The 20,666-nt window shown below is 65.9% G+C and carries 20 protein-coding genes, 1 tRNA gene and 2 pseudogenes; 13 read left to right on the plus strand and 10 right to left on the minus strand.

The annotated features are described in order from the left end of the window. The first annotated feature begins 22 nt into the window (after positions 1–22). Positions 23–145, plus strand: coding sequence for a hypothetical protein (locus ACFY0F_RS00515; protein WP_388786724.1), 123 nt, complete (start codon positions 23–25; stop codon positions 143–145). 263 nt (positions 146–408) lie between these two features. Here the strand turns inward: ACFY0F_RS00515 and ACFY0F_RS00520 are convergent, their stop codons facing one another. The 3 genes from ACFY0F_RS00520 to ccrA all read right to left on the minus strand — a co-directional run bounded on the left by ACFY0F_RS00520 (position 409) and on the right by ccrA (position 3,937). Then, positions 409–993, minus strand: a complete 585-nt coding sequence (locus tag ACFY0F_RS00520; protein WP_388786727.1) for an ATP-binding protein — start codon at positions 991–993, stop codon at positions 409–411. Positions 994–1,292: 299 nt separating this feature from the next. Further along, on the minus strand, positions 1,293–2,111 hold the full coding sequence (locus tag ACFY0F_RS00525) for an IPT/TIG domain-containing protein (RefSeq protein WP_388786729.1): 819 nt from the start codon (positions 2,109–2,111) through the stop codon (positions 1,293–1,295). Positions 2,112–2,626: 515 nt separating this feature from the next. Continuing rightward, entirely contained in the window at positions 2,627–3,937 is a 1,311-nt protein-coding gene (gene ccrA / locus ACFY0F_RS00530; RefSeq protein ID WP_388786730.1) for a crotonyl-CoA carboxylase/reductase, read from the minus strand. A 465-nt stretch (positions 3,938–4,402) separates the two neighbouring features. On the opposite strand from ccrA, the gene ACFY0F_RS00535 reads away from it, so the two are divergent. The 3 genes from ACFY0F_RS00535 (at position 4,403) to ACFY0F_RS00545 (ending at position 6,176) form a co-directional block, all read left to right on the plus strand. Next, on the plus strand, positions 4,403–4,618 hold the full coding sequence (locus ACFY0F_RS00535; RefSeq protein ID WP_388786733.1) for a hypothetical protein: 216 nt from the start codon (positions 4,403–4,405) through the stop codon (positions 4,616–4,618). Between the two features lie 25 nt (positions 4,619–4,643). Next, a complete protein-coding gene (locus tag ACFY0F_RS00540) occupies positions 4,644–5,507 on the plus strand; it encodes a hypothetical protein (RefSeq protein ID WP_388786735.1) in 864 nt (287 codons plus the stop codon). A 282-nt stretch (positions 5,508–5,789) separates the two neighbouring features. Beyond that, complete coding sequence (locus tag ACFY0F_RS00545) at positions 5,790–6,176, plus strand: hypothetical protein (RefSeq protein WP_388786738.1); 387 nt, start codon at positions 5,790–5,792, stop codon at positions 6,174–6,176. A 73-nt stretch (positions 6,177–6,249) separates the two neighbouring features. Here ACFY0F_RS00545 and ACFY0F_RS00550 read toward each other — a convergent pair whose 3' ends face one another. Both ACFY0F_RS00550 and ACFY0F_RS00555 read right to left on the minus strand, forming a co-directional pair. Continuing rightward, a complete protein-coding gene (locus ACFY0F_RS00550; RefSeq protein ID WP_388786741.1) occupies positions 6,250–6,684 on the minus strand; it encodes a VOC family protein in 435 nt (144 codons plus the stop codon). A 127-nt stretch (positions 6,685–6,811) separates the two neighbouring features. Next, a complete protein-coding gene (locus tag ACFY0F_RS00555) occupies positions 6,812–7,390 on the minus strand; it encodes a TetR/AcrR family transcriptional regulator (protein ID WP_388786743.1) in 579 nt (192 codons plus the stop codon). Between the two features lie 88 nt (positions 7,391–7,478). On the opposite strand from ACFY0F_RS00555, the gene ACFY0F_RS00560 reads away from it, so the two are divergent. After that, entirely contained in the window at positions 7,479–8,360 is an 882-nt protein-coding gene (locus tag ACFY0F_RS00560; RefSeq protein ID WP_388786745.1) for an SDR family oxidoreductase, read from the plus strand. 599 nt (positions 8,361–8,959) lie between these two features. Here ACFY0F_RS00560 and ACFY0F_RS00565 read toward each other — a convergent pair. The 3 genes from ACFY0F_RS00565 to ACFY0F_RS00575 all read right to left on the minus strand — a co-directional run bounded on the left by ACFY0F_RS00565 (position 8,960) and on the right by ACFY0F_RS00575 (position 10,094). Further along, positions 8,960–9,028 (minus strand) — tRNA-OTHER (locus ACFY0F_RS00565). Between the two features lie 38 nt (positions 9,029–9,066). Continuing rightward, the gene (locus ACFY0F_RS00570; RefSeq protein ID WP_388786748.1) at positions 9,067–9,426 is read right to left on the minus strand and encodes a DoxX family protein; all 360 of its coding nucleotides are present in this window, start codon (positions 9,424–9,426) and stop codon (positions 9,067–9,069) included. Between the two features lie 173 nt (positions 9,427–9,599). Beyond that, entirely contained in the window at positions 9,600–10,094 is a 495-nt protein-coding gene (locus ACFY0F_RS00575; RefSeq protein ID WP_388786751.1) for a cupin domain-containing protein, read from the minus strand. Between the two features lie 81 nt (positions 10,095–10,175). Between ACFY0F_RS00575 and ACFY0F_RS00580 the strand changes: the two genes are divergently transcribed. Then, complete coding sequence (locus tag ACFY0F_RS00580; RefSeq protein WP_388786752.1) at positions 10,176–11,027, plus strand: LysR substrate-binding domain-containing protein; 852 nt, start codon at positions 10,176–10,178, stop codon at positions 11,025–11,027. 82 nt (positions 11,028–11,109) lie between these two features. Here the strand turns inward: ACFY0F_RS00580 and ACFY0F_RS00585 are convergent. Then, a pseudogene (locus tag ACFY0F_RS00585) lies at positions 11,110–11,355 on the minus strand (short-chain dehydrogenase); the annotation flags it as partial. Between the two features lie 267 nt (positions 11,356–11,622). Between ACFY0F_RS00585 and ACFY0F_RS00590 the strand changes: the two are divergent. The 6 genes and pseudogenes from ACFY0F_RS00590 (at position 11,623) to ACFY0F_RS00615 (ending at position 18,672) form a co-directional block, all read left to right on the plus strand. Then, complete coding sequence (locus tag ACFY0F_RS00590) at positions 11,623–12,072, plus strand: DUF5707 domain-containing protein (RefSeq protein WP_388786755.1); 450 nt, start codon at positions 11,623–11,625, stop codon at positions 12,070–12,072. 248 nt (positions 12,073–12,320) lie between these two features. Then, positions 12,321–13,129: pseudogene (locus tag ACFY0F_RS00595) on the plus strand (IS5 family transposase). A 474-nt stretch (positions 13,130–13,603) separates the two neighbouring features. After that, positions 13,604–14,107, plus strand: a complete 504-nt coding sequence (locus tag ACFY0F_RS00600; RefSeq protein WP_388786758.1) for a hypothetical protein — start codon at positions 13,604–13,606, stop codon at positions 14,105–14,107. Next, positions 14,104–14,478 (plus strand): winged helix-turn-helix domain-containing protein, encoded by a 375-nt coding sequence (locus ACFY0F_RS00605; protein WP_388786761.1) that lies wholly within the window; start codon positions 14,104–14,106, stop codon positions 14,476–14,478. The genes ACFY0F_RS00600 and ACFY0F_RS00605 overlap by 4 nt, the downstream gene beginning before the upstream one ends. Positions 14,479–14,640: 162 nt before the next feature. Then, entirely contained in the window at positions 14,641–14,955 is a 315-nt protein-coding gene (locus ACFY0F_RS00610) for a hypothetical protein (RefSeq protein WP_388786763.1), read from the plus strand. A 357-nt stretch (positions 14,956–15,312) separates the two neighbouring features. Further along, complete coding sequence (locus ACFY0F_RS00615) at positions 15,313–18,672, plus strand: dsDNA nuclease domain-containing protein (protein ID WP_388786766.1); 3,360 nt, start codon at positions 15,313–15,315, stop codon at positions 18,670–18,672. Between the two features lie 305 nt (positions 18,673–18,977). On the opposite strand, the gene ACFY0F_RS00620 is transcribed toward ACFY0F_RS00615, so the two are convergent. Continuing rightward, complete coding sequence (locus ACFY0F_RS00620) at positions 18,978–20,138, minus strand: IS110 family transposase (RefSeq protein WP_388786767.1); 1,161 nt, start codon at positions 20,136–20,138, stop codon at positions 18,978–18,980. A gap of 3 nt (positions 20,139–20,141) precedes the next feature. Here ACFY0F_RS00620 and ACFY0F_RS00625 point away from each other — a divergent pair, with 3 nt between their 5' ends. Continuing rightward, a complete protein-coding gene (locus ACFY0F_RS00625; RefSeq protein ID WP_388786770.1) occupies positions 20,142–20,630 on the plus strand; it encodes a hypothetical protein in 489 nt (162 codons plus the stop codon). Positions 20,631–20,666 lie beyond the last annotated feature (36 nt).

Here is a 20,666-nt window from a genome sequence, read left to right on the forward strand (position 1 = left end):
TCTGGTCCCTCCGCCTCGGGCCGTGCCGTCCACCGGATGCGGCGTCCAGGTGGCGGTACAGAGCCCAGCGGGCCTCCAACTGCTGCTCGAGTTCGTCCGCCGGCAGCCTCCGCAGAACCGCGAGATCCAGTGGTGCGAGTGCTGACGCGGCGTCGGCGACGGTGACGGGGCGCGCCGGCCGGCTGGTGCGGCACCCTTCGTCGAAGTTCTCGTCTGCTGTCGCCTGAATTGCTGTCATGGGCGTGTCCCGGTTTCGATGGGGGCGCAGTCTTGCCACTACTGGTATAAGTGCAGGATCTGGAAATGCCCGCAAGCAACGTGAGATATTGTCACCCTTTTGGAGGGGCGTACCGCGGGGCGCAAGACGGGTTTGCGTGGGCCCGCGGTCCGTGGAACCCGTGCGTCCGATCAGCGCACGCGCCAGGCGGGTGCCTGCAGCAGGTCGCCGCGATCAGAAGGATATTCGTCCATATCCACATCGCACCAGACCACTTTTCCGCCCGCGCACAGTCTGTCGGCTCCCCATCTTCGGGTGCAGTACTGAATGATGCCCATTCCTCTTCCGCTCTCGGCGTACTCGTGGGCGGTGAGGTGCACCGGCAGACTGCGGTTGGTGTCGAGCACTTCGACCCGGATGTGGTCCATGAGTAAACGCACGGCCAGCTCGAAGTAGGCTCCGACACCGCTCCGGGAAGCCGGTTCGGTGGAGCCGGAATGCTGTACGGCGTTCGTGACCAGCTCGGAGACCACGAGCAGCAGTCTGTCCGTCGCCGCGGGACCGACCTGCCAGGACAGCAGGGCCTCGTGTACCTGCCGCCGTGTGACGGACACCGACCTGGCTGTGCACGGCAGTCTGAGAAGTATCGCTTCGGCGCCCTGATCGGCTAAGGACGTATTCAGCTGCGCGCATGTTCCCGGAATGCGGTGCAGGAAATCCAGGTATCGGCATGTTGCGCCGGAGGAAAGACAGCTGGGCTGGTTGACTTCTTCCACCTATGACTCCCGGGTGCGGTAATCCGTGACGGGCAGTTAGACGCTACCCAGGGAGAACGTAAAGGAGGGGGGAATTCGGGATGTGATTGTGGGCGCAGGGAGCTCGGAGTGGTTAGTCGGATGGTCCGAATGCCCCTGTGCGCGCTCCACAGAGGGATGCGTTTGGACGGTATCCGTTGACGGAGCCGTCTGTTGAGGCTGCTGCCCGCGGGCATGCCGGTGGCCCGGCTGTCGACCGGGCCACCGGTGGTGCTGTGCTGTTGTGGTTGTGGTTGTGGTTGTGGTTGTGGCGCTGTGGGTCAGGGGGTGTAGGTGAATCCGCCCGTCACGTTCGCGCTGCCGGCGGGGGTGGTCACGACGACCGGGGCGTTACCGGCCGCACCGGCAGGCGTCAGACCGGCGACGAACGATCCGGAGGGGTCGACGACGACGTTGGTCGCGGGCGCGTTGCCGAAGGTGACCTGGGCTCCGGTCAGATGCGACCCGGTGATCACGAACGGCGTACCGCCCGCGGCCGGCCCGGTCGCCGGAAGGATGGACGTCACGGTCGGCGGGGTGGGGGCCACGTAGGTGAAGCCCCCGGGGACGGTCGCACTGCCCGCCGGGGTGGTCACCTGGACCGTCGCGTTGCCCGCGGCTCCGGGGGGCGTCAGCCCGGTCAGGACCACTCCGCCGATGACGTTGACGTTGGTGGCCGGCACCCCGTTGAAGGTGACCGTCGCGCCCGTGAGGTTGGTGCCCACGATGGTGAACGGCGTACCGCCGGTCGTCGGTCCGGTCGGCGGGGTGATACCGACGACGGTCGGCGGCGGTGTGACCGGCGGGGCGACGTAGGTGTAGTTCGCGGGAGAGCTGGTGCCTGCGGGCGTCGTGACGACGACCGGGACGCTGCCCGCGGCGTGCGCGGGCGCGGTGACGACGAGCAGGAAGCCGAACGGGTCCTGGGTCACGATGGTCGCCGGTGTACTGCCGAAGGTGACGGAGGTGGCTCCGGCGAGGTTGGCTCCGATGAGCAGCACTTGGTTCCCGCCCGTGGTGGGACCGAAGCCCGGCACGGCGGCGAACAGGGTCGGCTGGGTGAGGACGGCGGGCAGGCCAGGCAGCAGATTCGCTGACATGTTGGTCTCCTGGAGGAGTTGTCGGTGACTGATCCGACCGATGGCGCCGGTGTACGTTCACACGGGAGCAGGCAGCGTCGCCCCCTGGTCGCGCGAGACGGACGAGCCCTGTGATGTCGTCGGCTTTGTCAGAGGTGGGTCTGCTCACTGAGAGACACGCATCGGAACGGCTCGCTGAGTGAGAGTGGCCCTGGGAGCGGACCACCGTGTGGCCTGCATGCCGCGTCGATGTGGGCATCACGACGCCGTAAGAGCTGGGCAGCTCCGCAGACCGGCGGACATTCGAGATGTCGCGCTGTCCGGCGCGGATGGGCTGCCCGCCGGTATTTCAGTGATACTTCGCGATCGGGCACGCGAACAAGGCCCCTCCATGGATGTCACCCGAACGGGGGAGCTCGCACTACGGCGGGCTGACCGGATGGCGAAGCCCGCTGACCGGATGGCGAAGCCTGCCGACCGGATGGCAGAGCCCGGCGGACCGGCCCGTCGCGAGCCGGTCCGTCAGGAAACGAACGTCACCTGCGGAACGCGTGGAGACGCTCCTCGCCGATGCGTGACCTGGCCTCCGGATCGGTGACGCCCATCCCGGGCCGCGGGGCGAGGCACAGGACCCCGACCTTGCCGATGTGCTGGTTGGTCTGGACGGTGCGCGCCGCCGCACCCACGTCGTCCAGGGTGTAGGTCCTCGACAGCGCCGGGACCAGTTGCCCCAGCGCGAACAGCCGGTTGACCTCCCACTGCTCGTGCAGGTTGGCACCGTGGCTTCCGATGATCTTCTTCAGCCGCATCCACAGGTACCTGTTGTCGTAGAGGTGCTCGTAACCCGTGCTGGATCCGCAGGTGATGATGGTGCCGCCCCGTCTGGCGAGGAAGACCGACGCCGCGAACGTCTTCTTGCCGACGTGCTCGAACACGATGTGCGGGTCCTCGCCGACGACGTCCCGAATGGCTCGGCCCATTCTCTTCCAGCCCTCGGGCTGCTGCAGGAGGGTGGGATCCCCCTCCTCGACGTCCGAGCGGTTGATGACGGCTTCGCACCCGAGAGACCTGAGAAGTTCCGCCTTCTCGGCGGAATTGACGACACCGACGGGGATGCCGCCCCCGTTGAGGACGAGTTGGACGGCATAGGCGCCCAGGCCGCCGGTGGCACCCCAGACGAGAACGACGTCGCCCTGCTTCATCCGGGCTCCGCGCTCACTGACCAGCATGCGGTAGGCGGTGCTCGCGCACAGCGGATTGACCGCGGCCTCCTCCCAGCTCAGGGCGGCCGGCTTCGGCATCAACTGGCTGGCCCGCACGATCGCGTAGTGCGCCAGGCCGCCGAAGTTCGTCTCGAAACCCCAGGCCTTCTGCCCCTCACCGAGCATCCCGTCCCGATGGGTGTCCGGGTCCTGCTCGTCGACGTACGCGGGTGAGATCACCACGTGATCACCCACGTTCCATCTGCGCACGGAGGAGCCGGTACGGACGATGACGCCCGCCGCGTCGGACCCCACGATGTGGTACGGGAGATCGTGCCGGGCCTCCCAGCCCCCCGCTTTCCCCATCTGCTTGAGGAACTGGAACGTGGGGACCGGCTCGAACATCGCGGTCCACACGGTGTTGTAGTTCACCGAGCTCGCCATGACGGCGACGAGGGCCTCGTCGGGAGCCAGTTCCGGCATGGGAACCTGGGTGACCGCGAGCGATTTCCGGACGTCTTTGTCCTCCACGGACCGGAAGGTGTCGACGTCCTCCGCCCGGACCGTGGCGGCGGGAAAGTACTTCGGCACGGGGAGGGACTGCAGGTCCGCGGCGCCGGCCTCTGCGATGACTGCTTCAGACATCTCAGAGATGTCAGACATGGAGGACTGCATCAGGACTCCCTCGGGCGGATGTCGCGGCGCCCGCTCGACGGACGCCGGTCTTCTCTCGGAACTGATCTCTAGCAAGCATCCGCCCCGTTGATGCCGCAACCGCAAAGTCCCGCAAAAGGGCTCAGGCAGGAGAGTGGTGCCACGTGTCACGGGCCCACCGGACCCGGCAGACCAGCGCGCCCCTGGGGAGAACGCGCGTGGCCGCATGCCCGTACGAGTGAGCCCGACGGGTGACGCGCCGCGCCGTACCGCTCCACCGGGCGGGGCCAGGACCAAGTGGTGTCGTTTCCCGCCACTTGCTGAACGAAGAGTTCCGCTTCGTGCTGCTTTTCTCACGCCTTATGACTGCGCATTTAATAACCCGCACCGGTCGCACCGGGTCGTGTCAGAATCCAGCCAGCATCAGTGGTTGTCGGGGGAATGGTGGTGGCCGGAATGACGCAGGCGAAAGCAATGATCATCGCGGCGGTCATCGGGGCGGCGGGCCTCGTTGTCGCGGGTCTCATCGCCCTGATCGGAAACAGCGGCTCCGAAGAAACCAATTCCTGCAAAGGCGGTCAAGGAGCCGTGCAGAATTGCGGCCCGAGCAATCGCATCGACATCAACACGACGCCGACGGAATCAGCGGCTGCCGACAGCTCCGCTCGATGATCACAACGAACGGTTGAGCGGATCCATGAGTATGGACGGAATGGTCGTGCGCGCCGTCAAGGGCCTGATCCTGACGGGGACGCTTCTCCTCGGCACCGGCGGCTGCGCCGAGCAGCACAACACCTGCACCCACACCACCAACTGCGGCAACCAGAACGCGGCGACGGAGAACTCCGCGGCGGCCGGCTCGCCGAAGTCCGTGCTCGGCACCGACGCGAAGTCGGCGGCCGAAGGCCCGCTGCGGCTCAGTACGCACTGGCCGGCGTTCCGGGACTGCGACGGTGCCACCTCCGTGGCCATGCCCGCCGGCGGACGGGCCCTGGACTCGTTCGCCCTGAAGCAGCAGGACTTCCGCACGGAAGTGACGCAGCACGGGGGCGGCGTCTGGGGGAGCGGGCACCTCTACCTGGACATCAGTGCCGAACAGGGCAAGACGATCGTCGTGGACGACATCCGGCCGCAGTCCCGCGTCCCCGAGCGCATCAAGCCGCCGGCCTGGGTCGCGCTGACCCAGGGCGGCTGCGGTGACGTCTACGGACGGGCCTTCGAGCTCGACCTCGACCGGCCCAAGCTGACCGACAAGGGCGTGCAGGGCATGCCCCAGTCGGGCGAACCCACGGCTCCCGCCAACCCGCTCGGCCCCGCCTTCAAGGTCACCTCCGAGGACCCGGCCGTCGTGCGTATCGACGCCCAGGCCTGCCGGGGCAACTATTCCTGGTCCCTGGTCATCGACTACTCCTACGACGGGAAGTCGTACAGCAAGGCCATCGGCCCGTTCAAGTCGATGGGAAAGGCCGACGCCCACACGGTCACGTACATTCCCGACCCCATGACCGGCAAGCCCGGAAAAGCCCAGCCGGCACCCGAGAAAGGGATCGGATGCGTGTGACGCCCAGGAAAGGTGCAGGCGGTGAGAGCGGCCGGTCGCGCGGCGCTGAGCGGGGCTGTACTCCTGACTCTCCTGACGGGCAGCGGGTGCGTACAGAACAACCACTGCGTCAAAACCCGCAACTGCGGGAACAGGAACTCGGACGTCGACGGCGGCCGTGACGACAGTGGTGACGGCAGTAGCGGCGGCGGTGACGGCAGTAGTGCCGTCGGAGGGAATCGGAGCCCACAGCCATCCCCCGACTCCCCGAACGACGGGACGGAGCAGAACCGGGCCGGCGCGATGTCCGTGAACGCGCGTTACAAGATGTACGTCACTCCGCAGACCTTCGTCGACCTGGACCGGCGGAGTGCGGTGACGGCGCCCGAAGACGCCGCCGACAGCGAGTTCTACGTGACCGTGGCCGGTCAGTCCTTCCAGTTCGCCGACGCCCAGGGCGGACCGGGCACCGCCCTGGTCGAGTACGGCCTCATAGGCCTCGACGACATCCCGAACTGCGCGGCCCTCACACCGACGAGCTCCTACGTCTCCCTCGACGCCCTGGAAGGCGGCACCGGACTCTGCGTCCACACCAGCGACCACCGCTGGGTCCTGGTACAGCCCTCCACGACAGACCCGTCGACCGGCGACGGGTTCACGCTCGACGTCAGCTACCTGGCATCGTCCTGACCGCCTGGACGCAGCTCCCAGGCCCGCCGACCATGCACCCTGGGAGCCGGTCCGCGAGAGTCCCGCAGGATGCTCAGTCGAGACAGAACTCGTTGCCCTCGACGTCCTGCATCGCGATGCACGACTCATTGTGCTCATCGGCAAGCAGCACCTGCACGCATGTCGCGCCGAGCGCCTCCAGCCGCGCTCGCTCGGCTTCGAGGGCGGCGAGGCGCTCCTCACCCACGAGCCCGGTGCCGACGCGCACATCAAGGTGCACCCGGTTCTTGACGACCTTGCCCTCGGGGACGCGCTGGAAGTACAGCCGCGGGCCCACTCCCGAGGGATCGATGCAGGCGAACGCCGACCCCTGCCGCTCGGGCGGCAGAGAGCGATCGAACTCGTCCCACGTGGCAAACCCCTCCGGCGGCGGCGGAACGACGTACCCCAGCACCTCGCACCAGAAGCGAGCGACACGCTCGGGTTCTGCGCAGTCGAAGGTGACCTGGAACTTCTTGATCGATGACATCGGCGCACCATAGCAGGGGGTGCCTGTCGCCCATCTCCCTTTGCGGGACCGGCCGTTGTCGCGCATCGCCACCAAGCGCGGAATCGGCTCCGGTCACAGTCCCGTGGACGGCGGGCGAGGTCGCCGGTCAGCCCAGCGAGGCGCTCGCCGCGCGCAGTTCGTCCAGGGCCGCCAGGGCGTACCCGGCCAGCTCGTCCTTGCCGTCACGGTCGCCCTCGGACCACCGGGCGTATCCCCGTTTGAAGGCGAGGACACCCAGCTCGCCCGCCAGAGCCGCGGTCGGATCGGGTGTGCCGCGGGCGACCAGAGCATTCGTCATCGCGGCCGCGAGGCTGACGCTCTTGAGGGCGTCACGCTCCTGAAGTTCGGCGCTGGCGGCGACGGCCGCCTTCAGGCGAGGTGCGAGCTCGCGGCTCATGGGGCCCATCGCGCTCGACGCGCGCTCCAGACCGGCGGCGACCGCCTCGAGCGGGCTGGCGTCAGCGGGCGCGTCGGCGATCCCCTCGGCCAGCAGCCGGCTCAGCGTCTCCTGCCCGGCCACCAGCAGCTCGCGCTTGTCGGGGAAGTGCCGGAAGAAGGTGCTCTTGGTGACTCCTGCACGCTCGGCGATCTGCGCGACCGTCGTGGCGTCGTACCCCTGCTCGGTGAACAGGTCGACGGCAGCCACGACGAGGCGTTCGCGTGCGCCTGGTTCCCATCTACCCATGGTCACCATCCTAAGTGATGGGACTCTTGTCCCATCACTGCGGTAGGGTCATGGGACAAGAGTCCCATCACTTCTGGGGGAGCTTCCCATGCGCGTTTTCGTCACCGGCGGCACCGGTCTGATCGGTTCCGCTGTCATCGCCGAACTGCTCGACAACGGCCACACCGTCCTCGCACTCGCTCGCTCCGACGCCTCCGCGCAGGCCGTCGAGGCGGCCGGCGCCGAGCCCCTGCGGGGAGCCCTCGCCGACCTGAACAGCCTTCGCGCCGGCGCCGCCCGGGCCGACGGGGTGATCCACCTCGCGTTCGACCACGACTTCAGCAGCGCCGACACCCTCGCGAAGTCGGTCGCGGAGGAGGGTGCCGCCCTCGCGGCCCTCGGCGAGGAACTCGTCGGCAGCGACCGCCCCCTCGTCACCTGCTCGGGCACGCCCGCCGTACCGGGCCGCGCATCCGTCGAGAGCGACCCGGTGCCGACCGACGGGCCGATCGGCGGTCGCGGTCGTACGGTCACGTCGGTCCTGGGCCTGTCCGCGCGCGGAGTCCGCAGCAGCGCCGTACGCCTGCCGCGCACGGTGCACAACCAGGGCCACGGCGGATTCGCCGGCCTGTTGACCGACCTCGCACGCCGCACCGGGGTGTCCGGTTACCCGGGCGACGGCGAACAGCGCTGGCCGGCCGTGCACGCGCTCGACGCGGCCGTCCTGTTCCGGCTCGCCCTGGAACAGGCGGAAGCGGGTACCTCCTGGCATGCCGTGGCCGACGAGGGGGACAAGGTCCGCGACATCGCCACGGTCATCGGCCGACGGCTGGGCCTGCCGGTCGAGTCGGTGCCGGCGCAGACCTTCGGTCCCCTCGGCCAGATCTTCGCGAACGACCAGCCCTCGTCCAGCGCCCACACCCGACAGACGCTCGGCTGGGAGCCCAAGCACCCCAGCCTTCTGGAGGACCTGGAGAACATCAAGCCCTGACCGCCGACCAGGACGTTCGGGCAGGTCCCACGTGACCTTCGACGACGCCCGAACTCCACGTGAGGACGAGGCCGGCGGTGACAGCGTCGAGGCCCTGGCGGAGGAAGCCGCCGAAGCCCTTCACGGGCTTCGGCGCGTCCTGTTCGGCCTGCCGGATCCACCCCACCGCCCGGCCCGTTGCTCGGACGGCCCAGGGACGGCCCAACGACTCAGTACCGGAAGCGTGCGGTATCGCCGTCGATCCGCAGCAGGAAATCTCTGATGACCTCACCGCCGTTTTCGGGCACCAATTCGACGCCAAGCGCATGGATGGCCTCGTCGGCCGCGATGGCCGCGTCCTCGTCCTTCCGCTCCCATGCAGCCCGCGATGCGTCAATGAACGGCTTGAGGGCCGGCCAGCCGGTCGAGGGCTCGAACCGGCAGTCGGTTCAGAACATGTCGACGGCTTCGAGTCTGAGGACGCCGACGACCTGATCACCTCGGCGCAACTGCCAGACCTGAGCTCCCATCACGGCCCCCTCCATGGAGGTCGCACCGTATCGTGGCCGGGCTCTTACAGAGCACGGATCCGTCACCGCTCGCGTGTACGACTGCATGGTCGCCCCCGGCAGGACTCGAACCTGCGGCCAAGCGCTCAGAAGGCGCTTGAGCCGACCAAGGCGGGTGGCCGAGCAGTCGCCTCCGCCGGTTGAGGAGTGAGCCACGATCAGGGCCCGGTGGCCAACCACATGGTCACGGCCGCGGTGGCGATGAGTGCGACATTGAGTGTGATCCGGCGGTCTTCTCCGGTCAGGTGAACGGCGATCGCACCGGTCTGCAGAAGTACGAAGCCGATGGCTGCGGCCGACGCCGGCCAAACTGCGGTACCGGTCAGTGGTGGCAGGACCAGACCGGCCGCGCCGAGTATTTCGACCGCCCCCAGCGCCCTGAGGGCGGGCAGGGGAATACGGTCGACCCAAGCCATCATCGGTCGGAGTTGATCGCGGCTGCGGATCACCTTCAGCGTGCCTGCGTAGAAGTAGAAGAGCGCGAGCATTCCCGCGACGATCCAGTAGGCGATGTTCATGGTTCCCGTTCACGGGGCCCCGGTTCGCGGGGTCCTGTCGATTGCGTCGAGTGCGAGGGAAGACCTGGAGACGGCCGGTCCGTCGTCCGAGGGGTTCGGATGCGAAAGGCGGGAGCGGCACGGTCCCAGAGGCCGGAGGGAGGGCGGCCGGGCCGTTTCCCCTCCCTCCGGCTTCAGGCGAGGTCGGTGGCGGGCCGTGTCGCGTAGCGGCTCATCGCGTCGAGGTTGGCCTGGGGCGTCAGCGGCCGGCCGTCGGCGAGCACCTCCTGGAGGTCTCGGAAGTACTGCAGGTACAGGTCGGGTGTGAAGGTGCTGAGCATGACCGCGGGTTGGTCGGTCAGGTTGGCGAAGGTGTGCGGGGCGCCGGGTGGAACCATGACGAGCGTCCCCGCGGTGGCGTCGTAGTCCTCGTCCCCGACGGTGAACCGCACGGTGCCGGAGAGGATGTAGAAGCCCTCGTCGTGTCGGCCATGGCGGTGCTGCGGTGGACCCTGCGTGTGCGGGGCGAGGACGGACTCGGCGATCGCGAGGCGGTGGCCGGTGTGGCTGCCGTCCTCCAGAACGCGCATGCGCGTGGTGCCCAGAACGATCGTCTCGCCGTCGCGGGGACCCACCACCGATACGGCGGGGTCGGCCTGCGGCTCGTTGGTCTTCACTTCATCGGTCATGGTCAAGAGTCCACCGCCGGGACGTCGCCGGTGTCCAAGACCCCTTCCGCGGAGCTGATACCTCATGGATATCGTTGCAGCGTGGAGCTACGGACCTTGCGCTACTTCGTGGCGGTCGCCGAGGAACTCCACTTCGGCCGGGCCGCCACCCGGCTGCACATGAGTCAGCCGCCGCTGAGCCGGGCGATCAAGCAGTTGGAAGCCGAGGTCGGGGCTCTGCTCTTCGCACGCTCGGCCACCGGCGTCACGCTCACTCCGGTGGGTGCGGTGCTGCTCGACGAGGCGCGGGCACTGCTCGACCACGCCGACCGCGTCCGGGTGCGCGTGAGCGCGGCAGCCGGCGTCGCGACCATCACCGTCGGCATCCTGGGCGACGGCACCGATCCGGGCGTGGCCAGGCTGGCCGCGGCCTACCGCCGAAACCACCCCGGAGTCGACATCCGTATCCGCGACACCGATCTGACCGACCCGACGTGCGGACTGCGCGCCGGACTGGTCGACGTCGCCCTCACCCGGGCGCCGTTCGACGAGACCGCCCTGACGGTGCGTGCGCTGCGGAGCGATCCGGTCGGCGTGGTCCTGCGCGCCGACGATCCGCTGGCCCGCCGCGATGAGCTGCGGCTGGCCGAGCTGCGCGACCGCCGCTGGTTCCAGTTCCCGCAGGACACCGACCCCGTCTGGCAGTCGTACTGGAACGGTGGCAGGCCGCGCGAGGGACCAGTGGTGCGCGCCGTCCAGGAATGCCTGCAGGCTGTGCTGTGGAACGGTACGGTCGGCCTGGCCCCGCTCGGGCACGACCTGCCCGTCGAGTTCACCGTGGTGCCGCTGATCGACATGGCGCCCAGTCGAGTGGTGGCGGTGTGCAACGAAGGAGACACCAATCCGTTGACCCGATCGTTCATCGAGATCGCGACGGCCGTGTACCGCCACTGAGGATCGGCAATGGCGCTGCCGCGGCTCGTGAACAGTTCGCACGCTCGTCATCCAGGGACGTAACGGAGTCGGCTCACCTTGGTCAGCCTCCGTGACCACCGTGCAGGGGTGCCAGCTGCCGGCTGAGGCTGAGGACGTTGTCGATGGCCCGGGGGTCGGTGACACCGCGGAAAGCGGGGACAGGCCGAGCTTCGGGGCCGATGAGCAGACCGGTCTGCCCGTCGAGCGATGCATCAGTGGCGGCGAAGACGGAGGGCCGGGCGGCAACGGAGGCCGGGCCGGCGGTGGAGCGCTCGAAGGTGCGGCGGACCAGGGGCCACAGCAGACGCGTACGGTCCGTACCCAGGGCGGCTGCGGGGTGTGCCACGAACGCCCGGCCTCTCTCCTGCCGAGTGGCTCGCGCCCTCCGGAGTACGCACCAGGAGCAGCGCGGTGCGGTGGACGGGCGTGTGAACGTACTGACCGAACGGCGTTTACTCAAGCTGGAGTTGAGTACGCGTGCTCATACCCTGCGCCCGCTGCGCGGTCAGGATGGGTGCACGGCGCCGACGAGAGCGCCGGTGTGATCCAGCTGAGCCTGTCAGGGGAAATTTTCATGTCGCGTCGCATCGTTTTGTCCGTGGCTGCCGGTGTCGTCGTCCTCGGGGGTGCCGGTGCCTTCGCCCTCGCCCACGCCGGGGGCCAGCCTCCGGCGCTGGCGCACAGCACGGCCCGCTACACCGCTCCCGACGGTGACCGCGACGGCTCGTTGACCTTCACCACTGACGTCACGGCGTCCTCCGACGTCAAGAGCGTGAAGGTGCTGGCCTGGCCGGCGAACTCGTCCTTCGCGAGGAAGGGGCTGACTGCCAAGGACATGGCCGCCGCCGAGTCGGCCGTCTGCAAGCCCTCGGGTGGGGACACCGAGCGGTGCACCTATGAGGTCACCGTCACCCGCGCCGATGCCGACGGGTCCCCGCGGGGTCTGTGGCACGTGGCTGTCCTGACCACCGCCGAGGACGGCGACACGACGCTGGACACCAAGGCAGCCGACTTCACACGGTGATGTGATCCAGGCTGGCATGTGGTCGCGCCACGCATACGGTCGGGGCCACGTCAGGTCGCTCACCGGGTAGATGGACGACCTTGGTCAACAGGCCGTGGTACTCGGTTGAGGGTTCGCCGGGGTTCGGCCCGCGCCCTCTCAAGCTGCGCACGATCACCGCTTCAGGCGGATCCGGGGCCCGTCTGACCTTGAGCGATGACCGCTTACACGCCATTTCAGTTGGCGTGATCTTGCGGCAGTCTGGGGCGATGACTGCTGCGCTTGTCGAGCGGATGGCGCCGGAAGACCTGTGGACGTTGTTCCAGCGGGTGGTGCCGCCGGCGCCGGTCCGCCCTCAGAGTGGAGGGCACCGGCGGCGAGGGGACCGCGAGGTGCTGGCTGCCATCGTCTTCGTGGCCACCTCAGGCTGCACCTGGAACCAACTGCCACCAGGCTTCGGGCTGTCGGGCGTGACGGCCTTCCGCCGGTTCACCGAGTGGACCGAGGCCAGGGTGTGGGCCAGGCTTCACCGCCTGGTCCTGGATGAACTCGGTGCCCGAGGTGAGCTGGACTGGTCGCGGTGCACGATCGACTCGGTAAGCGTCCGGGCCCTCAAAGGGGGCAGCTGACGGGACCGAATCCGACCGACCGCGGCAAGAAGGGATCGAAAATCCACCTCGTCGTCGACCGCCAGGGCCTGCCTCTGTCGGTCGGCATCTGCGCCGCCAACCTCCACGACAGCCAGGCACTCATCCCGCTGGTCCGCGGCATCCCACCCATCCGCTCACGTCGCGGCCCGCGACGCCGACGGCCCGCCAAGCTGCACGGTGACACGGGATACGACTACCGCCACCTGCGGCGATAACTTGCTTCCCGCGGCATCCGGCACCGCCTTGCCCGCAAGGGCATCGAGTCGTCCCGGCGGCTGGGCCGGCACCGCTGGGTGGTGGAGCGGACCGTGTCCTGGCTGTCCGGCTGCCGCCGCCTGCACCGCCGCTACGAGCGCAAGCCGGAACATTTCCTTGCCTTCACAGCCATCGCCGCGACTCTCATATGTCACCGCCGACTGGCCAAGTGAAATGACGTCTTAGGGCTGTCATCTGGCCAGGACCCAACTTACTCTTGATTGCCATGTACTTTGTGTTGCAAAGTTAGATCTTCAGTGGGCGACCTTCTGGCAGTCCGCTCACGAGCGCCGCCAAAGCGCCGACCACAAGGGGGACAGATGGGAACATCTGTATCGAGCAGCGCGGGATCAGAACCGAGGGCGACCGCAGCCGCCTTGTTGGCTGCGACGGAAGGCCTCCGGGCGAGGACCCGCACGCAGACCAACGGAGCATGGACTCCCCTTCTCGGCTTCGGGCTCCTTGCACTGGCGGCCGTTCCGATCGCGCGGTACGCCTTCAACTTCGGAGCCCACGGGCGCTACATCGGGTCCTATCCGGCCTTTGCCTATGCTGAGCTGACAGGCCTGTGCGTCGTCCACGAACCGGGAACCCCCTGTCTAAAGGGTGAATTCGACGGAGCTGTCCTGCGCTTTACGGCATGGGGCGTGTGGTTCGCGCTCCTCCCCCTCACATGGTTCGTCTTCGCCCGCTGGTACCGCCTGCGTGGCGAGACCCGGGGCGTCGTCCCCCGACGCGGCATGTGGGTCCGCGTGACCGCCACAGCCACCACTGTGATCACGGCAGCCCTGGGGGCGCTCCTGCTCGGCAAGGACCAGCCGTGGGAGGCCGTGCTGCTGGAGAACAGCTACGCCTCCCCGTGGTACCTGGTCGGCATCGGACTTCTCGCTCTCGGCATTACCGAACGCAGTTGGATCGCCGCGGCGGCCGGCACCGCTCACGCCCTGCTACTCACGGGGTACCTGGGAGCCTCCTGGGGCAGTGGATGGCTTCCCAGGCAGCACCCCGCCCACCCCGGCTGGGCCGACGGACCGCAGGCCAAGGCCTTTCTGCTCGCTGCCGTCCTGCTCCTCGCCGGTCTGGGCGAGTGGACAGCAATCCGACGCCGGGGCGAGCCCGGTGTCGCAGTCACGGGTGCGGTCGTCTCATGAGCGTCGAAGACTCGACCGCTACGCAGGACGACCAAGAGGAACTGCATCCCACTCAGGTGCTGGACGACACCGTCCACCAGCGCGTACGGCTCGGCGTCCTTACCATCGCTCGCGAAGCCGACCGGGTCGAGTTCAGCTTCCTAAAGAAGCAACTCGCCGTCACCGACGGAAATCTCTCCCGGCACCTGAAGGTGCTGGAGGAGTCCGGAATGATTACCGTGGAGAAGGGCTACGCCGGTCGACGCCCCCGAACATGGGTAACCCTCACCCGTGAGGGTGCGCAGGCCCTGGACGCCGAACTCCGGGCCCTACGCGCACTTGTGCTACGCCTTGAGGCTCCCCGCCCCGTGCCCGGTACACCCGACGCATGATCACCGATTTAGGAGTTCGATCGCTGCGTGGCACTGCCGGGGAGCCGCCTGGCCACGCTGACCGTGCCAGACCGCCTGGGAGTGCTGGTGTCCGGCGCCGTTGATGTCACTCGTGGATGTCAGAACGGGGCCACCGCGTGCACGCGCTGACACGATGGTCCCGTGGTTGACCTGGAGCGCATCCAAGCAGAAACCGTGGCGTACTTCCGAGCACTCGATGAAGCCGCCACCCAGCGGCACTACTTCCGCCATGCCGACGAGGAGGGCGGCTTGTGGTACATCGAGGCCGTACCCGACCGCGGTGAGTTGGTCGTCATCAAGCAAGCCGAGCTGACTTCGGCCGGCCAACTCCACCGCTACAGCTGGGAGCACCTGGAGGACGAGCACGGCTTCCTCACAGACCAAGCGGTCGATCCTGAACACGATCCGCTGGAGGCCATCCCGGCCGAAGAGTTCCTGCGGGTGTGGAGGCGGTGAGCAGGCTGGACAACCACTTTAGGAGAAAGGCTGGGGCGTCGGGCCGGTGACCTGCCGTTTTACCGGCCGAGCTGCCTGGCGGGGAGACACCCGCCAGGCAGCCCTGTTGACCGCTGCTGACACCCGCATCTGGCACGCCGATCCCCCTCATAGCTAGTTAGTTCGGGCCTCTGACTTGGGTCGGTGTACCACCCCGCGCCTCTGCTCCATCGCCGGTCAGCGAGCAACCATCCGGCTGAGTCGGGACGACCGAATCCTTTGGGACGCGTAGCTGGCGCCAACAGGCTTGCCCCCGCTCTCCCAACACTGCAACGATGCGAGTTCAACCTATATAGGCTGGCTTGTGGGGGGAGAGCAATGGGAGTTGGGGACATCTCTGACCTGGCACGAGCGCTCATCACCGAACCAGCAGAGGACTCCGGTAGCGACACGGCCTCCCGATACAACTTTCAGCATGAGTGCGCAGCTCGCCATTGCTTTGCCATGATCAATGGATCTGAACTGTCCGGCATAGTGTGCGAATGGCACGTCGATTATGTACTTCTATACCGAGACGGCCCTAACGAACTCGTATCCGTTAAGCACCGCGAGCCGCAGGTGGGCCCTTGGACTTATTCGGAGCTTTGGTCGAAAGGGGGTCTGGCAACTCTCTACGAACGCTGGAAAGTAGCGCCAGAATCTAAATGTCGGCTCGTGACTAATGGGTTCATGAAGTCCCGGCAGGATAAGGCGTTGGACTTCGCTAAATCCCTGAGCGCTGGCCTCATTGATGAATATATTGAGGATGTTGCCGCCCGGCTTCACTGCGGCCACGATGAGGCAAGATCCTTCCTTTCGTCGCTACGTATAGAATACGGGACGCCGGACCGAGTGACAATGCGCGCGCATAACATCGTGGAGACGGTGGAACCTGCCCTAACCCAAGCGGGTATAAACAGTGTCACTGCCGCCGAAGCTTGGGACGCGGTTGTCAGCCTTGTTGCAGCAAAATCAAGAGACTTCAACAATCGCGATTTTTCATCGATTAATCTGGCGCACCCAGATGCACTGGATGCTGATTTTCTGACCTCAGCTAAGGCTGCTAGGCGAGTTATTAGGCCAGACGATGTCGTAGCCGCAATCTCACCGAAGTCGCAAAGCTACTCGACTGGGTACTCAACCGTATCCAATCTCTGGGTTCGAGAACCGACTTCCAAGTTCGTGGGTAGGCATGATGTCCTTGAAGACATCAGCGGCCGATTTGAAGTCGATGCATTGGATAGCCCCACGCTGGCTCTGGTTGGAATGAGCGGCGTTGGAAAGAGTGAGGTGATGTCTCAGTACGCTTGGAGAAACGCAGACAAATATCAATTCTCCTGGTGGGTGCGCGCTGACTCCTGGGAATCCATGCTCGCAGACCTTTCATCTCTGGCCGAGGAGCTCGACCTCCCATCGCCGGACACCGATCGCGGTCTGCAGAAAATGAAGCAATACTTCCTTCGCAACCGCGGCCTCCTTCTGATCGACGGAGCTGAAGCGCTACCCAAAATTATTGACTTTATACCTGAGCGATCTGCGACTCGATTCCTGATTTCGAGCCTAGATCAAAATTGGGATGCTCACGTGCCGGCGCGAGCAATTCGACCGCTAGGGCATGACGACGCAACCTCTCTGCTTGCTGCTATTCTGACTGATGCTAGTAAAGAGGACGTGGCAGCTCTCAATCATGCTCTGCGAGGGCTTCCGCTAGCCCTGAAGCAGGCTGCTGCGTATATCAAGGTTTCCGGAATGCCCGTCGCGTCCTACTCCAGTATGGTGCGCGATCGCGCAAAGGACCTCCTAGCTCGATCCGCCCCCCGGGAACATACTGGATTGACAGCCGCTCTCTCCATAACGATGGAACGTCTGCAGGAACACCATCAAAATGCACTTGATCTTCTGCGTGTTCTGTCCTATCTCGCCTCGCACGGATTTCCGACCGAACTGTTCAAGGTAGATCTCCGCCTTACCAAGGATGGGGAATCGGGTGCCGGCTCTAGCGGTCACAACCCAGTCGAGATTGCTCTGCTCGCAGCAGACGAGCTGAACGGGATTTCGGCTGGCGCAAGTCGAATGCTTAATAATTTTAAGGATGACCTGCTTCTGTTCGATGCGGTAGCAGACTTGCGGCGGTTTTCTTTGGCCGACCCCCAACAGGTCGGTATAAGCTGCCACGCTCTAACGCAGGCGGTGGTCCGCCAGTCGATGACGGAGCTGCAAAGGCAGGAAGCCATCGAGACTGGCGCAGCGTTGCTTAACAAGGTAGCCAACTTGAACCCCTTTGACTCGCGCTTCTGGCCGCACTATCGGCACATTATGCCGCACTTCGAGACAATTATCGGTCACTTGGAGTCTCGAAATGTGCTGCCCTTGAATGCGCTTATGCTTTACGCCGCAATGTCTATGAATCTCGGCATCCGAGGAGTTAGAGAGGCGAGCCTCTCTTATGCCAGAAAGTCATTGACAGCGGCGGAGAGTCTGGAAAAAGCTAGTATCAACACCGTCATGTTTGCGCGCACGCTCCTGGTGGAGGCGCTAATCGGAACAGATAGCTGGAGTGATGCTCTGCGCATCGTCGATGAGAGTATTCGACTAGCCAAGGTTGGTAAAGCTGACGGGTTTTCACTGGCGAATCTACATATGAAGAGAGCATCTATTCTGCAACTACAGGGCAAGCTGACGGAGGCGATTTCGGAGCTAGATAAATCGGATGATTATGCCGGCCTGAGCAGAAAGCCGGATGAAATCGTCGCTTTTCAGCGGGCCATCAGGGCTAACAGGGCCACCTTGCGGCGAGAAAGCGGCGATGCGCGCGGAGCTGCGGCAGAGTTTGAGGACTTGGTCGCCAATTATCCTGAAGATGCGTCGCGTAATGGGTTGGCGACTCTCTATAGCAATCTTTCTCTGGCCTATCTTGACGCCACCGATTTCACTCGCGCTCTTCTTGCCTCGAAGAATGCCTTGGATATTGACTATTTGAATTCGGACGGCGTTCATGCGGATGCTGCGCGAGATTGGAACAATGCTGGTCTGGCGCTGCTTGAACTGAATAATGCAGGGGATGCTGCCGCAGCATTTAAGGCGTCATTGGGTATTCATGCGCGGCTTAGTGCAAGAATTACCACGCGTCATCTCGTCGTCCGCACTAACTTGGGTCGAGCTCAAATGGCTCAGGAGGACTACGCGACAGCTCGGAGTACCTTCGAGGAAGCCCTCAAGGAACAAGAAGAGATCCTGGGCCCCGAGCATCGCGACATAGCGTCAACCCTGGTTAACCTAAGCGTGGTTTATTCCGCGCTCGGACTTTTCGGAAATGCGGCGTCTGCAGCTCTTCGTGCGATCAAGATTGATATCGCTGTGTACGGTGATAATCACCCGGAGCTAATCGCTGACTATAGTAACATGTCAGGCCCGCTAATTGCGTCTGGTCAGTATCGGGCGGCCCTCAAGTGGTTGAATAAGGCGTACAAGATAGCTCTGGATACTTTCGGCGCCAGCAATGTGAGGGTGGGCATGTGCCTCCTGAAGATGGGAATCTGTAAATACAGCATGGGTGATTTCGAGGACGGCGTGCGGGCTGTACAGGTGGCCGCAACCATCCTTGACTCGAAACTCGGCATCAATCATCCAGAGGCTGTTTTGTGTCGCGACACACTCACTCAAATGCGTGAAGGGAAGGAGTTGTTTAAACGCCCTTGAAGGAGATGGTCGCTGGCTCGCGTGAGGTCGGCGTAGCGGCTTTGGGGTGGCGCTGCTTTGGCGCGAGTGATCATGGCCCCGCAAGCTTGCGGCGCGTCGGGCGGTCTGTGGACCTGCCCGGTAAAGCACGACGTTGGGGCCATGACCTGCGAGGCTCGCGCCAAAGTGGCTCCGTAAAGCCGTGGAGTCGACCGCCCCAGCCACGACGTACCCCTTCTCTGGCATCAGGCGGCCGATCGCCAAGAGTGCGGCACGGGCGCCGGCCGGGCCGCGCGCGGGGAGCGGAGCGAGTCTCAATGACGGAGTCAAGCCGCTTGCGTGGCCGGGGGAGTGCTGGTGAATGCCCGGTTGTCGCGCAGTAGTGCCCACAGGACGCTGGTGCGTCGCCGGGCCAGTGCGATGACGGCCTGGACGTGATTGCAGCCCTCCCCTCGCTTCTTGAGGTAGAAGTCGCGGTTCGGGCCTTCGCGGATGATGCTGGTCTGCGCGGACATGTAGAAGACACGTCGCAGGCGGCGGCTGTAGCGCTTGGGTCGGTGCAGGTTGCCGGTTCGGCGGCCCGAGTCGCGGGGCACGGGTACGAGCCCGGCGGCGGAAGCGAGATGGCCGGCGTCGGCGTAGGCCGTCAGGTCACCGGCCGCCACAACGAATTCGGCGCCGAGTATCGGGCCCAGGCCGGGCATTGACTCGATGATCTCCGCTTGCGGGTGGCGGCGGAAGGTGTCGCGGAGCTGCCGGTCGATCCGCTTGAGGCGTTCGTCCAGGGCAAGGATTTGGGTCGCCAGGTCGGCGACGAGCTGCGCGGCGACCTCCGCGCCCGGGAGGGCAGTCTGCTGGGCCTGAGCGGGCTCCAGTGCGGTCGCCGCCACTGCGTCGGCGCCCCGCACGCTGCGGGCTGCCAGCCAGGCCGTCAACCTGGCCCGGCCGCGGCGGCGGATTGAGGCCGGGGTTTGGTAGCCGGTCAGCAGTACCAGCGCGCCCTTGTGGTTCGAGTAGTCGAAGGAGCGCTCCAAGGCAGGGAAGACGCCGGTCAGCACGTCGCGGAGCCGATTGGTCATCCGCACCCGGTCGGCGACCAGATGTGACCGGTGAGCCGTCGGCAGGGCAAGGTCGGCGGCCAGCTGCGCGGGCACATCGATGGTGGCGAAGTCACTGCGGTGACGTGCCGTCTCGGCGATGACATAGGCGTCACGGGCGTCGGTCTTCGCTTCGCCACGGTAGGCGCCGGACATGCGATTGACCGTGCGGCCGGGCACGTAGACAGCCTGCTGGCCATGGCCCGCAAGCAGGGCCAACAGCAGCGCAGAGGACGTCCCGGAGATGTCCACGGCCCAGCGGACTTCGCCCGCCAGGCTGAGAATCTCGTCGAGTGCGGTCAGGATGGCCGACTCGTCGTTGTCGATCTTCTTTGACCACAGAGTCGCGCCGGTCTCGTCGACGACCGCCGCTGCGAGCTGCTGATCCACACAGTGATCCCGGAGATCGGCAAGCAGTGGACCGACACGGGGGAGATCCACGAGCAACGCGACCTGAAGGGCCGGGCTGAGGGGGAGACCCGCACGGTGCCGGGACATCCGGCCCTGACACGCATCCTGCGGCAGTGCATCGCCGACGAACAGCTCCAGCCGGGTGATCTGCTTTTCCAGGGGAAGACCGGCGGCATCCTCGCCGGATCCGTCATCCGCCGGGCGTGGCGCAGCGCGCGCAAGGCCGTGCTGCCGCCGCACGTTTTCGAGTCGCCCACCGGTCGGCGCGTGTACGACAACCGGAACACGCGCCTGACGAAGTGGCTCAACGACGGCATCCCGCCTGCCCAGGTGGCCGAGTGGGCCGGAAACAGCGTCGCCGTCCTCCTGGCCACCTACGCCCGCTGCATCGACGGGCAGCTGCCGGATCTCAAACGGCGGCTGGAAGCCGCGGGCGATCTTCCAGAGCCGGAGGTGCAAGACGCTGGCTGATCTTCGACCGTTCCAGAACTTCGACACGTATTCGAC

The sequence above is a fragment of the Streptomyces sp. NPDC001544 genome (assembly GCF_042894285.1).
In the GTDB taxonomy this organism is placed as follows: domain Bacteria; phylum Actinomycetota; class Actinomycetes; order Streptomycetales; family Streptomycetaceae; genus Streptomyces.

What these genes read in the sequence shown, in the direction of transcription:
- ACFY0F_RS00605 (WP_388786761.1), top strand. Translation starts at nt 14,104, where the DNA reads ATGAGCGTCGAAGACTCGACCGCTACGCAGGACGACCAAGAGGAACTG.
- ACFY0F_RS00570 (WP_388786748.1), bottom strand. Translation starts at nt 9,426, where the DNA reads ATGAACATCGCCTACTGGATCGTCGCGGGAATGCTCGCGCTCTTCTAC.
- ACFY0F_RS00550 (WP_388786741.1), bottom strand. Translation starts at nt 6,684, where the DNA reads ATGTCATCGATCAAGAAGTTCCAGGTCACCTTCGACTGCGCAGAACCC.
- ACFY0F_RS00540 (WP_388786735.1), top strand. Translation starts at nt 4,644, where the DNA reads ATGAGTATGGACGGAATGGTCGTGCGCGCCGTCAAGGGCCTGATCCTG.
- ACFY0F_RS00535 (WP_388786733.1), top strand. Translation starts at nt 4,403, where the DNA reads ATGACGCAGGCGAAAGCAATGATCATCGCGGCGGTCATCGGGGCGGCG.
- ACFY0F_RS00555 (WP_388786743.1), bottom strand. Translation starts at nt 7,390, where the DNA reads ATGGGTAGATGGGAACCAGGCGCACGCGAACGCCTCGTCGTGGCTGCC.
- ACFY0F_RS00525 (WP_388786729.1), bottom strand. Translation starts at nt 2,111, where the DNA reads ATGTCAGCGAATCTGCTGCCTGGCCTGCCCGCCGTCCTCACCCAGCCG.
- ACFY0F_RS00575 (WP_388786751.1), bottom strand. Translation starts at nt 10,094, where the DNA reads ATGACCGATGAAGTGAAGACCAACGAGCCGCAGGCCGACCCCGCCGTA.
- ACFY0F_RS00590 (WP_388786755.1), top strand. Translation starts at nt 11,623, where the DNA reads ATGTCGCGTCGCATCGTTTTGTCCGTGGCTGCCGGTGTCGTCGTCCTC.
- ACFY0F_RS00615 (WP_388786766.1), top strand. Translation starts at nt 15,313, where the DNA reads ATGGGAGTTGGGGACATCTCTGACCTGGCACGAGCGCTCATCACCGAA.
- ACFY0F_RS00545 (WP_388786738.1), top strand. Translation starts at nt 5,790, where the DNA reads ATGTCCGTGAACGCGCGTTACAAGATGTACGTCACTCCGCAGACCTTC.
- ACFY0F_RS00560 (WP_388786745.1), top strand. Translation starts at nt 7,479, where the DNA reads ATGCGCGTTTTCGTCACCGGCGGCACCGGTCTGATCGGTTCCGCTGTC.
- ccrA (WP_388786730.1), bottom strand. Translation starts at nt 3,937, where the DNA reads ATGTCTGAAGCAGTCATCGCAGAGGCCGGCGCCGCGGACCTGCAGTCC.